12 protein-coding genes and 1 tRNA gene are annotated in these 12,044 nt (G+C 70.3%); 3 read left to right on the plus strand and 10 right to left on the minus strand.

The window, feature by feature from the left end; genetic code table 11:
• Positions 1-19: 19 nt before the first annotated feature.
• From leuS to HJG52_RS05375, 3 genes are all read right to left on the minus strand, one after another.
• Entirely contained in the window at positions 20-2,926 is a 2,907-nt protein-coding gene (leuS, locus tag HJG52_RS05365) for a leucine--tRNA ligase (protein WP_171242456.1), read from the minus strand.
• Positions 2,927-3,082: 156 nt separating this feature from the next.
• The gene (locus tag HJG52_RS05370) at positions 3,083-3,703 is read right to left on the minus strand and encodes a lysoplasmalogenase family protein (protein ID WP_171242457.1); all 621 of its coding nucleotides are present in this window, start codon (positions 3,701-3,703) and stop codon (positions 3,083-3,085) included.
• A gap of 21 nt (positions 3,704-3,724) precedes the next feature.
• Positions 3,725-4,204 carry a DUF4396 domain-containing protein gene (locus tag HJG52_RS05375; protein WP_171242458.1) on the minus strand — a complete coding sequence of 160 codons (480 nt, stop codon included), beginning with the start codon at positions 4,202-4,204 and terminating at the stop codon, positions 3,725-3,727.
• 110 nt (positions 4,205-4,314) lie between these two features.
• On the opposite strand from HJG52_RS05375, the gene HJG52_RS05380 reads away from it, so the two are divergent.
• On the plus strand, positions 4,315-5,001 hold the full coding sequence (locus HJG52_RS05380) for a hypothetical protein (protein WP_171242459.1): 687 nt from the start codon (positions 4,315-4,317) through the stop codon (positions 4,999-5,001).
• A gap of 91 nt (positions 5,002-5,092) precedes the next feature.
• Here HJG52_RS05380 and HJG52_RS05385 read toward each other — a convergent pair.
• The 5 genes from HJG52_RS05385 to HJG52_RS05405 form a co-directional block, all read right to left on the minus strand.
• Positions 5,093-5,168, minus strand: a tRNA-Ala gene (locus tag HJG52_RS05385).
• 66 nt (positions 5,169-5,234) lie between these two features.
• Positions 5,235-5,894, minus strand: coding sequence for a histidine phosphatase family protein (locus tag HJG52_RS05390; RefSeq protein ID WP_171242460.1), 660 nt, complete (start codon positions 5,892-5,894; stop codon positions 5,235-5,237).
• The gene (rsfS, locus tag HJG52_RS05395) at positions 5,891-6,265 is read right to left on the minus strand and encodes a ribosome silencing factor (protein ID WP_171242461.1); all 375 of its coding nucleotides are present in this window, start codon (positions 6,263-6,265) and stop codon (positions 5,891-5,893) included. Before rsfS ends, HJG52_RS05390 begins: the two co-directional genes overlap by 4 nt.
• Positions 6,266-6,272: 7 nt before the next feature.
• The gene (gene nadD / locus HJG52_RS05400) at positions 6,273-6,881 is read right to left on the minus strand and encodes a nicotinate-nucleotide adenylyltransferase (protein WP_171242462.1); all 609 of its coding nucleotides are present in this window, start codon (positions 6,879-6,881) and stop codon (positions 6,273-6,275) included.
• A gap of 2 nt (positions 6,882-6,883) precedes the next feature.
• Positions 6,884-7,090, minus strand: coding sequence for a hypothetical protein (locus HJG52_RS05405; protein WP_171242463.1), 207 nt, complete (start codon positions 7,088-7,090; stop codon positions 6,884-6,886).
• 832 nt (positions 7,091-7,922) lie between these two features.
• On the opposite strand from HJG52_RS05405, the gene HJG52_RS05410 reads away from it, so the two are divergent.
• On the plus strand, positions 7,923-8,927 hold the full coding sequence (locus tag HJG52_RS05410) for a glycosyltransferase family 2 protein (protein WP_240977176.1): 1,005 nt from the start codon (positions 7,923-7,925) through the stop codon (positions 8,925-8,927).
• On the opposite strand, the gene HJG52_RS05415 is transcribed toward HJG52_RS05410, so the two are convergent.
• Complete coding sequence (locus HJG52_RS05415; RefSeq protein ID WP_171242464.1) at positions 8,881-9,576, minus strand: methyltransferase domain-containing protein; 696 nt, start codon at positions 9,574-9,576, stop codon at positions 8,881-8,883. The two genes, HJG52_RS05410 and HJG52_RS05415, sit on opposite strands and share 47 nt — an antisense overlap.
• Positions 9,577-9,784: 208 nt before the next feature.
• Positions 9,785-11,065 (minus strand): glutamate-5-semialdehyde dehydrogenase, encoded by a 1,281-nt coding sequence (locus HJG52_RS05420; RefSeq protein ID WP_171242465.1) that lies wholly within the window; start codon positions 11,063-11,065, stop codon positions 9,785-9,787.
• Positions 11,066-11,139: 74 nt separating this feature from the next.
• Between HJG52_RS05420 and pdxY the strand changes: the two genes are divergently transcribed.
• The gene (gene pdxY, locus HJG52_RS05425) at positions 11,140-11,991 is read left to right on the plus strand and encodes a pyridoxal kinase PdxY (RefSeq protein ID WP_171242466.1); all 852 of its coding nucleotides are present in this window, start codon (positions 11,140-11,142) and stop codon (positions 11,989-11,991) included.
• The last annotated feature ends 53 nt before the right edge of the window (positions 11,992-12,044 follow it).

Raw genomic sequence — 12,044 nt, forward strand, 5'->3', positions numbered from 1 at the left:
TCACTCGACAATGCGCGCGTCAGGCGGGGACCACGTTGACCAGCTTGGGAGCCCGCACGATGACGGTGCGGATGCCGTTCTCGGTGGCGGCGACGACCTTGGGCAGCGCCAGCACCTGCTCGCGCAGCGCGTCCTCGGTGATGTCGGCCGGCACCTCGATGCGGTCGCGCACCTTGCCCTTGATCTGCACGACGCAGGTGACCGTGTCCTCGACGAGCAGCTCGGGGTCGGCCACGGGGAACGGCACGTAGGTGATGGTCTCGTCGTGACCCAGCCGGCGCCACAGCTCCTCGGCGATGTGCGGCGCGACCGGCGACACCATCTGCACGATGGTCTCGGCGGCCTCGCGCGGCACCGCGTCGAGCTTGGTCAGGGCGTTGTTGAGCTCGATGAGGCGCGCGATCGCCGTGTTGAAGCCGAGGCTCGCGTAGTCGCGGGTGACCGCGTCGATGGTCCGGTGCATGATGCGCTTGGTCTCGTCGTCGAGCGGCTCGTCGACGACCCGCAGCTCGCCAGTCTCCTCGTCGATCACGTTGCGCCACAGGCGTTGCAGGAACCGCTGGGCTCCGACGACCGCCCGCGTCTCCCACGGCTTGGACAGCTCGAGCGGCCCCATCGACATCTCGTAGACCCGCAGCGTGTCGGCGCCGTACGCCTCGTACATCTCGTCCGGGCTGACGACGTTCTTGAGCGACTTGCCGATCTTGCCGAACTCGCGCGTGACGGGCTGGTCGTTCCACGTGAACGACGGGTTCTGCGGGTCGCCACCGTCGGCCTCGGACACCTCGACCACCTCGGCCGCCGGCACGGGCTGGCCGCGGTCGTCGCGGTAGGCATAGGCCTGGATGTAGCCCTGCGAGAAGTACTTGCGGAACGGCTCCTCGCTCGTCAGGTGGCCCAGGTCGAACAGCACCTTGTGCCAGAACCGCGCGTAGAGCAGGTGCAGCACGGCATGCTCGACACCACCGATGTAGAGGTCGACGCCACCGGGGTCGGTGACATCGGCCGGTGCGCCCTCCACGGGCGTCGCGTGCTTGCCCATCCAGTAGGCCTCGTTACCGGGCGCGACGAACGCCTCGTCGTTCTCCGGATCGAGGTATCGCAAGTAGTACCAACAGGATCCGGCCCAGTTGGGCATGGTGTTGGTCTCACGCCGGAACTTGCGCAGGCCCCTCCCGTCGCCCAGGTCCAGTTCGACCTCGACCCAGTCGGTCGCGCGCGACAACGGCGCCTCGGGGCTCGACGACGAGTCGTCCGGGTCGAACGTCTTGGGCGAGTAATCGGGCACATCGGGCAGCTCGACCGGCAGCATCGCCTCGGGCACCTTGTGGGCGACACCGTCCTCGTCGAAGACGATCGGGAACGGCTCGCCCCAGTAGCGCTGCCGGCTGAACAGCCAGTCGCGCAGCTTGTAGTTGACCGTCGCCTCGCCGTGCCCCTTGGCGACCAGCCAGTCGATGATCGCGGCCTTGGCCTCGTTCACCCCCATGCCGTCGAGCGAGACCTCGTCGTTGGCGGAGTTGATGGCCGGCCCGTCACCGGTGAACGCCGTGGTCTCGTCGTGGCCCTCGCTCGGCTGGACGGTGCGCACGATCGGCAGCCCGAACTTCTCGGCATACTCCCAGTCGCGGGTGTCCTGCGCCGGCACCGCCATGATGGCGCCGGTGCCGTAGCCCATGAGCACGTAGTCGGCGACGAACACCGGGATCCGCTCGCCGTTGACGGGGTTGGTGGCGTAGGCACCGGTGAACACACCGGTCTTGTCCTTGCCCTCGGTCTGTCGCTCCACGTCGCTCTTGCGCGAGGCCGCCAGCTGGTATGCCGCGACGGCCTCCTTCGGGGTCGCCGCGCCTCCCGTCCACGCAGGATTGACATCAGCGGGCCAGTCCCCTTGGGAGACAATGGATTCCAGCAGCGGGTGCTCGGGCGCGACGACCATGAAGGTGGCGCCGAACAGTGTGTCGGGCCGGGTCGTGAAGACCTCGATCGACGCGTCCTGTCCCACAACGGGGAACCGCACCCGCGCGCCCTGGCTGCGTCCGATCCAGTTGCGCTGCATGAGCTTGACCTTCTCGGGCCAGTCCACGCGGTCGAGGTCGTCGGCCAGCCGGTCGGCGTACGCGGTGATGCGCATCATCCACTGGCGCAGGTTGGTCTTGAAGACCGGGAAGTTGCCACGCTCGGACCGCCCGTCGCTGGTGACCTCCTCGTTGGACAGCACCGTCCCGAGTCCGGGCGCCCAGTTGACCGGCGCCTGCGAGGTGTAGGCCAGCCGGTACCCGTCGAGCACCTCGGCCTGCTCGGCCGGCGACAGCGAAGCCCACGCACGGCCGTTCGGCGTCGGCCGCTCCCCCGCCTCGAACTGCGCGACCAGCTCGCTGATCGGCCGCGCCTTGCCCCGACCGCCGTCCTCGCGCACCGCGTCGACGTCGTACCACGCGTCCCAGATCTGCTCGAAGATCCACTGGGTCCACTTGTAGTACTTGGGGTCGATGGTCTCGATCGAGCGCCGGTCGTCGTGCGCCAGCCCCAGCCGCCGCAGCTGGCGCTTCATGACGACGATGTTCTCCTCGGTCGTCTTGCGCGGGTGCTGGCCGGTCTGCACGGCATACTGCTCCGCCGGCAGCCCGAACGCGTCGTAGCCCAGGCAGTGCAGGACGTTCTTGCCGGTCATCCGGTGGTAGCGCGCGAACACGTCGGTCGCGATGTAGCCCAGCGGGTGGCCGATGTGCAGCCCCGCCCCGGACGGGTAGGGGAACATGTCGAGGACCAGCAGCTTCTCGCGGTCGCCGACCTTCTCCGGCTCGGCCCACGGGCCGGCGGGGTTGGGCGCGTGGAACGTGCCCTGCTCCTCCCACCGGTCCTGCCAGGTGGTCTCGATCGTGTCGGCCAGCTCGGCGGTGTACCGGTACGGCGTCTCGCTCATGTCGTCCTCGTCGTCTCGTCAGGTCGGGCTGTCGCTGCGCCAACTGCGTCCACTCACAACGAAGCCCCTCGCGCAGGAGGGGCTGGCCGCGTCGACGTCCGTTCGGTTCGTCGTCCGCGGCTAGGTAAGGAGCAGGGACCGTGCCACGAGAACAGGTTAGCGCAGCAGCCCGAGCACGATCAGCACCTGTCCGACGTGGTAGGTCACCATCACGGCGAGGGTGCCGAACCGCAGCGGCCGCACGAACCGGTTCCAGGCCAGCACCGTGTCGCTCACCATGAAGACGGTCGCTCCCAGCGCCACCAATGGTCGTCCCGTCGCCCAGGCCGCGACGACCATGACCCCGATGACCGCCATGTATGCCGCGCACGCACCTCCCAGCCCCGGCCCACCTTCGCGTGCGGCGGCGGGAACGATGCGCCGACCGGCGGTCGCGGCGGCAACCGCGACGAGCGCGGCACCGGCGAGCGTGAGCCAGCCGGCCGGCATACCCGCACCGACGAAGGCGACCACGTAGGCGAGGTGGGCGAGCAGGAACGCGCCCAGCCCGACGACGAAGCGCGGCTCGGCCTCAGAGAGGAGCGCGATGTCGCCGACGAGGCTCAGCGCCAGCGCCGCGAGCAGGGCCCAGCCGCCGCCCATCGACCAGGCCGCGACGAGCAGGGCTGCGAGGACCAGGGGCTTGAGGACGGTCTCGGTGCGCTTGGCGCCCACGGCGGCCGCCCACCAGTCGAGAGGTGCGGCCAGGGCCACGCTGAGCCACGCGAGCGTCGTCACGCGGCTCAGCGTGCCAGAGGGTCAGTGGTGGTACTGGTGCATCACCGCGTGACCCTTGCCACGCGCGATGAGCCAGCGGTTCACCGGCACCGTGACGACGAACGCGACGGCCAGCGCGACCACCAGCGAACCCCAGAAGATGCCCGACGACAGACCGGCGTCCATCGCGCCCGGGATGACCAGCATGAGGGCGTTGTCGACGAGCTCCATGACGGCGATCGAGACGGTGTCGGACGCGAACGCCACCGGCAGCGCCGCCGCGAAGGTCAGGCCCGCGCGCATCACCGGGCGCATGGCCAGGCTGTAGCCGAAGACGAACGCCAGCGCGATCGACAGGACGACGGTGGCGAGGTTGTGCCAGCCGAGCGCCGTGCCGATGGCCAAGCCGAGCACCTCGCCGATGGAGCACCCGAGGAGGCAGTGGAGCGTGGCGCTGACGGCCTGGCTCCAGAGAGTGGCCTGTGGTGCGCCGTGGGTCCGGTGGTGGTTGTGTTCGCTCATGATGCGGCCAACCATACCCCCCATGGGTATATTTCGCGATCTCTGACATTTCTGGGTCCGACGCGGAAACCCGGTGGGCAGGACCCGTGACGACTCGTAGTCTCGCGCCCATGAGCTCACCGGACCCCGCGGCCACCCCCGAAAGCCTGCCCATCTCGACCCCGGAGGACCTGCGCCGCGTCGTCGACGCCGTCATGGCCGGGTTCGCCCAGGTGCCGGACAACGCGTGGGACCACGCGGCATACCGCCTCGACTGGGACTGTCGTGACACGGCGGCGCACCTCATGGACGACTTCGCGTTCTACGCGCTCAACCTCGCGAGCCGGGTGCAGCACACCGACACCTACGCCCCGTTTCTCGAACCGCCGCCGTGGCGTCCGGGCAGCCCGCCGCAGAACTTCTGGCCCGACCCGGACCTCGGCACGGCCGGGATCGTCCGCGGCGTCGATGCGACTGGTGGGTTGCTCGTGGCCGTCACTGCCACCGCTCCCCGAGGCCACCTCGGCTTCCACCCGCGCGGCAACGGGGACGCCTCCGGGTTCGCCGCGATGGGCATCGTCGAGGCCGCCGCCCACGCGTGGGACGTGTTGATGGCACAGGGAATCGAGTTCCGCATCGACGACGACATCTGTGAGCGGGTGCTGGCGCGGCTCTTCCCCTGGTCGCGGGCGACTGACGACCCGTGGCAGGAGTTCCTGCGCGTCACGGGTCGCACCGAGGAGACGCGCGACCAGCCGTGGACGTGGGACTCCTCCGTCCGCGACACCTACTCCGTCGGAGCCCTCCGCCCGTCCTAGGTTTGGGGGCCAAAGGGTGCGTCATCGCGCACTTCTGCGCCACCACACGAAAGAACACCCGACACAGAAGCGTGTCGGGTGTTCTTTCGTGTGGTGGAGCTGAGGGGATTCGAACCCCTGACCCCTTCCATGCCATGGAAGTGCGCTACCAACTGCGCCACAGCCCCGTATCGGGTGTCCCGGTGGGGACTGCGGAAGTTTACCCACGCCCCGCCCGCCCCACCAAATCGCGGTCAGGCGTGGGCGTTCCACGCCCCGATCTGCCAGCCGAGACGACCACGGACGAGCTCGGCCCAGTGGCAGTTGCCCATCGTCGCGAGCGTCTTCGTCGCCGCCAACGGGTCCAGCCCGAACAGCTCGGCCAGCGCCGCCCGCGACGACACCCCGTGCGCCACGATCACCACGCACTCGTCCTCGCCGATGCTGTCGAGCACCTCGCGCAACGCCTCACCCGCGCGCACCCCGACAGCCTTCAACGTCTCACCGTCGACGCCCCGCGCGATGTCCTCCTCGTCCATCTGGGCGAGCTCCGCGGCATACCTCTCACGCACCTGGGTGGTGTTCAGGCCCTGCCACTGGCCGACGTGGATCTCGCGCCACCGCTCGTCCAGCTCGACGTCGTCCACGCCGGCCGCGGCCGCGATCTCCCGCGCCGTCACGGCCGCGCGCGCCAGGTCCGAGGCGATGACCCGCGAGGGACGGTATGCCGCGAGCGCGACACCCGCGGCCCGCGCCTGCTCCAGCCCGCGCTCCGAAAGCGGGGTGTCCAGCTGGCCCTGCCAGACGCCACCGGCGTTGTGCTCGGTCTCACCGTGGCGGACGATCACCACCCGCGGCCCGGACGGGCGCGCGGCAGGCGCCGACTGGACGGCGACGTCGGACTCGCCGCTCACGCCTCCCGCCGCTTCGGCACGCCCAGCTCGATCTCGGGGCAGTCCTTCCAGAGCCGCTCGAGCTCGTAGAACTCGCGCTCCTCGTCGTGCTGCACGTGCACGACGATGTCGCCGAAGTCGAGCAGCACCCAACGTCCGTCGCGCTCCCCCTCACGGCGGATCGGCTTGGCGCCGGCCTCGCGCAGCTTGTCCTCGACCTCGTCGACGACGGAGGCGACTTGGCGCTCGCTGGCGGCGGACACGATGACGAAGACGTCGGTCAGTGCCAGCTGTTCGCTGACGTCGATCCCGACGATGGTGGTGGCGAGCTTGTCGTCAGCGGCCTTGGCCGCGATGGTCGCGAGCTCGAGGGCACGTTCGGTGGCGGGCACTGGTCTCCTACGTTCGCGCCGTGCCCGCGGGTCGCGGGTCACCGGCATACAGGCGGTACTTGTTGATGTACTGGACGACGCCGTCGGGCACGAGGTACCAGACGGGCTCGGAACGCTCCACGCGGGCGCGGCAGTCGGTGGAGCTGATCGCCATGGCCGGCACCTCCTGGAGCGTGACGCGGTCGGCGGGCAGTCCCGACTCCGACAACTCGTACCCCGGCCGGGTCACTCCGACGAAGTGCGCGAGCTCGAACAGCTCGTCGGCGTCCTTCCACGACAGGATCTGCGCCAGCGCGTCGGCGCCGGTGATGAAGAACAGCTCCGCGTCCGGGCGCTCTTGGCGCAGGTCGCGCAGGGTGTCGATCGTGTAGGTCGGGCCCGGCCGGTCGATGTCGACCCGGCTGACCGTGAACCGCGGGTTCGAGGCGGTCGCGATGACCGTCATGAGGTAGCGGTGCTCGGCCGGGCTGACCTCCTTGTCGGACTTCTGCCACGGCTGGCCCGTGGGCACGAAGACGACCTCGTCGAGGCCGAACCGGGTCTGCACCTCCGACGCGGCCACGAGGTGGCCATGGTGGATGGGGTCGAACGTCCCACCCATCACCCCGAGGCGCATGGTCAGTGCGAACCGCCCGTGGAGCCCTCGTCGTCGTGCGACAGGTGGACGCCGGCCTGCTTCTGCGCCACGCCGCGGAAGGCCCACAGGACCCCGAGCAGGACGAGGAAGCAGACCATCGCGAGCGCACCGAAGGCGTACGGGCTCATCGGCAGCTCGCGGGCGTTCTCCTCGGCGGCGGCGAAGACGTTGGACAGTGACGACGACATGGGGGTCAGCGTACCCGCCCGGCCCCCCTCGTCCCCGCGGGACACCGGTCAAGCGTCGTTGTCCACCAATGTTGTGCACAGGGGTGTGCACAACCTGCGGCTTGTGCGCCATTTCGTGTGGACAACGATGTGGGAAAACGGTGGACGAAAAAAGGTTGGCGAAACCTATTGCCGCACAACGGATCTGGGCATTAGAAATCTCACACGCACTTCAGCAGGGAAGCCGCGAAGGGGAAACCCGGACCGGCAGCCAGGCCGAAGAGCAGGTCAACCGGATAACGGTGGACCGCCTCGACCGGGTCTCCCGGACGAGGTCCCAGGACCTTCGGGTGCTGGGTCCGTGGGCGACGCCACGGAGGAACTCCGGACCCGCTGACCAGATCGCAACGACCCGAACGCGCCGGCTTGCCGGAGCGCCCGGGACGCCACCGTCGCAGTGGTCATGCTCCGGCTTGCCGGACGTGAGCGGTCGACCGGAGCAGGGACTTTGCCGCTCGTCGGCCCAGAATCTGCACCAACTCGTGGGACGTGCACCGCTTCGGCGAGGCACGACCCGCACCGTGAGCGGATCGACCACCTCGGTGGCCGGACCACTTACATCGCGAGGGACCGCAGCCACCTCGGTGGCAGCGCGAACTCGCACCCGTGAGGGACGGCAGGTCGCTTCGGCGGCCGGCCAGAACTCACACCGCGCAGGACCGGTCCACCTCGGTGGACAGGACCTACGCACCGAGGGCCCCTCGAACTCATACTTCGAGGGGCCCTCACCTTTGTGCCCCGCGTGGGCCCGGATGCGCCGGCCGCGCAAGCCCCGCGCCGTACGCTGGACCCCATGCCCGCCGAGATGCCCGTCGAGCTCAGCATCGTCATCCCCGTCTACAACGAGGAGGACGTCCTGCCCCTCCTGGCCGACCGGCTGCGCCCGGTCGCCGAGGGGCTCGACGCGGCATACGAGGTCATCACCGTCGACGACGGCTCCACCGACCTGTCCCCCGTCGTCCTGCAACGACTGCGCCGTGACTGGCCGCAGCTGCGGGTCGTGCGGCTGCGCGCCAACGCCGGCCACCAGGCGGCCATCTCGGCAGGGCTGGCTACCGCGCGCGGCGACTACGTCGTCACCCTCGACGCCGACCTGCAGGACCCGCCCGAGGTGATCGCGCCGATGCTCACCGCCGCCCGCGAGCAGGGGGTGGACGTCGTCTACGGCGTCCGCGGTGACCGCTCGACGGACACGGCGTTCAAACGGCTGAGCGCGCGGGCGTTCTACCGCGTCATCCGCACCCTGTCGGGCACGCACGCCCAGGTCGACGCCGGCGACTACCGGCTCATGTCGCGCGCGACGGTCGACGCCATCAACGCCCTGCCGGAGCAGCACCGGGTGCTGCGGTTCGTCGTGCCCGCACTGGGATTCCCGTCGGCCTCCGTGACGTACCGGCGCGACGAGCGGGCCGCGGGGACGTCCAAGTACCCACTCGCCAAGATGATCCGGCTGTCGCTCGACAGCGTCACCGGGTTCTCGACGGCGCCGCTGCGGTTCGCCACGTGGCTCGGGCTGCTCGGCGGTGTGGCGGCGTTCGGGCTGCTGCTCTACGCCCTCGTCGCGATGGCGCTCGGGCACACCCTGCCTGGCTGGACCTCGACCGTGGTGGCGGTCGCCGGCGTGGGCGCGGTGCAGCTGCTGTGTGTTGGGATCCTCGGCGAGTACGTCGGGCGCATGTACACGCACCTGCAGGCGCGGCCGACCTACTTCATCGCCTACGACTCCCTGACCGGCACCGGGCCGGGTGCCGTCAGCGGCGCGGACGAGCCTGCGCGAACAGAGTCACGCCGGGCATAGCCTTCACCGGCAGGTAGCGCTCCACCGTCACGATCGCCTTCAGGCCAGCGTTGACGATCGGGTGGATCTCCTCGAGATCCGAACCGCTGGAGGTGCGCCGACGCAGGGCCACGACCGGGCGCAGCAGGACGTTCCACGACGTCATCGAGGTGACGGCGAGACCGTTGCGCTCCAGGACACTGGTGAGGGTCGGGCGGGTGTAGCGGCGCACGTGGTCGACCGCCACGTCGTGCTCGGACCACAGCCGCGGGTCGGCCGGGACGGCGATGAGGAAGGTGCCGTCGGGGCGCAGCGCCCGCAGCACCTCCGCCACGGCGGCGTCGTCGTCGACGATGTGCTCGAGGACGTCGAACGCCACCACGAGGTCGAGCGAGTCGTCGGCGACGGGCAGTGCCGTCGCGTCGCCGCGGACCACGTCGAGCCCACGCTCCGCCGCGACCTGGGCACCGTCCGCGCCGTACTCGAGGGCGCTCACCTGCCAGCCGGCCCTGCGCAGCACGCGGGTGTTGCCGCCGCCGGCCGCCCCGATGTCGAGGGCCTTGCCGGGCGTGAGGCCCTCGATCATGCCGCCCAGGAGGTGACGCCTCTCGGCATACCACCAGTGCGCATCCTCCAGCGCCGCCAGCTTGCGGACCTCAGTGCCCTCCACGGGCGCTCATCCTGCCACCCGACGCGTCCCACGCCGCCCTCGCCCCGCGCGCCCCAGCTTTTACGCGTGGAGCGGGAAAGCTGGCTTCGCTCGGGTTGCTGGACCGTGTGAAGCTCACAGTTCGCGTGTGAAGTCGGCCGGCCTCAACCGCGCTGGTATGCCGCGTGGTCGCCTGTGCCGCCTGGTCGCCTCTATCGGCGTGGTTGCCTCAGGCGCGGACCTGGCCGTCACCCTCGACGATCCACTTGGTCGTGGTCAGCTCGGGCAGGGCCATCGGGCCGCGAGCGTGCAGCTTCTGGGTGGAGATGCCGATCTCGGCGCCGAACCCGAACTCGCCGCCGTCGGTGAACCGGGTCGAGGCGTTGACCATCACCGCGGCGGCGTCGACCTCGGCGGTGAACCGGCGGGCCGCCGCACGGTCCTCGGTGACGATCGCCTCGGTGTGACCGGTGCCGTGCTCGCGGATGTGGTCGAGCGCGGTGTCGAGATCGGGCACGACCCGCACCGCCATCTCGAGCGCGAGGTACTCGGTGTCCCAGTCCTCGTCCGTCGCCTCGGTGTGGGCGATGCCGGCAACCTCGGCAGCCTCGCCCGAGGCCGCATCGGTGTGCAGGACCACGCCCGCGCCGGAGAGCTCGGCGAGCACCTTGGGCAGGAAGTCCTGCGCCACAGCCTCGTGGACGAGCAGCGACTCGGCAGCGTTGCACACGCTCGGCCGGTGGGTCTTGGCGTTGACCGCGATCGCCAGCGCCTTGTCGAGGTCCGCCGCGGCGTCGACGTAGACGTGGACGTTGCCGACACCGGTCTCGATGACAGGCACCGTCGACTCGGTGACGACGGTCTGGATCAGGCCCGCTCCCCCACGCGGGATGATGAGGTCGACCAGTCCGCGAGCCGTCAGGAGCGCACGCACCGCGTCCCGCCCGCCCTCGAGCAGCTGGACCGCGTCGGCCGGAATCCCTTGCCCCTCAAGGGCTCCCCGCATCACGTCGACGAGGGCGCGGTTGGTCGACTCGGCCGCCGACCCGCCACGCAGGATCACGGCGTTGCCCGATTTGAGCCCAAGCCCGGCCGCATCGACGGTGACGTTGGGGCGGGCCTCGTAGACCATCCCGACGACACCCATCGGCACCCGCACCTGCCGGATCTGCAAGCCGTTGGCGAGCGTGGAGCCACGTACCACCTCACCGACCGGGTCGGGCAGGCCCGCGATGTCGCGCAGCGCCGCCGCGACGGCGGCGACCCGCCGCTCGTCGAGGGCGAGCCGGTCGAGCAGGCCACCCGGCATACCCCCGTCCCGTCCGCGGGCGAGGTCCTCCTCGTTGGCGGCGACGATCGTCGGAGCGGCAGCCTCGAGGGCCTCGGCCATGGCGTGCAGCGCGGTGTCCTTGTCGGCGCGCGACAACAGCGCGAGGCGCCGGGCGGCCACGCGCGAGGCACGTGCGGCGGTCGCCACCTGCTCGCGGGCGGCGGTGTCGATCTCAGCCATTCCCCAAGGGTATGCCGCCGTCCCCGGCTCCCCCACGCCCGTCCAGCGGGCGGGTCGGCTGGTTGAATGAACCGGTGAACATCCTGTCGATCCAGTCCTCCGTCGCGTACGGCCACGTCGGCAACTCGGCGGCCGTCTTTCCGTTGCAGCGCTTGGGTGTCGAGGTGTGGCCGGTCTACACGGTGGTGTTCTCCAACCACACGGGGTACGGCGAGTGGCGTGGCCCGTTGCTGCCGGCCGACGACGTGCGTGCCGTGATCCAGGGCGTCGAGGAGCGGGGCGCGTTCCCGAAGATCGACGCGGTGCTGTCGGGGTACCAGGGCGGCGAGGAGATCGGCGACGTCATCCTCGACACGGTGGCGCGGGTCAAGGAGGCCAACCCCGCTGCCATCTACGCCTGCGACCCGGTGATGGGGAACGCGAAGTCGGGGTGCTTCGTCCACCCGGCTATCCCAGTGCTGCTGCGCGAGAAGGTCGTGCCGGCCGCGGACCTCATCACGCCGAACCAGTTCGAGCTCGGCTTCCTCACCGGCACCGAGCCGCGCACCCTGGAGGAGACGCTCGAGTCGGTCGAGCTGGCCCGGGCGATGGGCCCGTCGACGGTGCTCGTGACGAGCGTCGAGCGACCCGACGCCCCGACGGACACGATCGAGATGATGGCGGTCACCGGAGACGGCGCATGGATCGTGCAGACACCGCGCCTTCCCATGAAGGCCAACGGTTCTGGCGATGTGACGGCCGCGCTGTTCACGGCACACCTGCTCGAGACCGGCGACCCGGGGGTCGCGTTGGGCCGCACCGCGTCGAGCGTGTTCGACCTGCTGCAGACCACCCTCGACTCCGGTGAGCGTGAGCTCCAGCTGGTGCAGTCGCAGGAGGCCATCGCCCACCCGCGGATGCAGTTCGAGGTCACCCGCCTGCGCTGACGTCACCCGCTGGACCGCGCGTGGCCCGTGCAGCCGCGGCTACGAAGGGCGGG

It is taken from the genome of Knoellia koreensis, from assembly GCF_013041615.1.
GTDB lineage: Bacteria > Actinomycetota > Actinomycetes > Actinomycetales > Dermatophilaceae > Pedococcus > Pedococcus koreensis.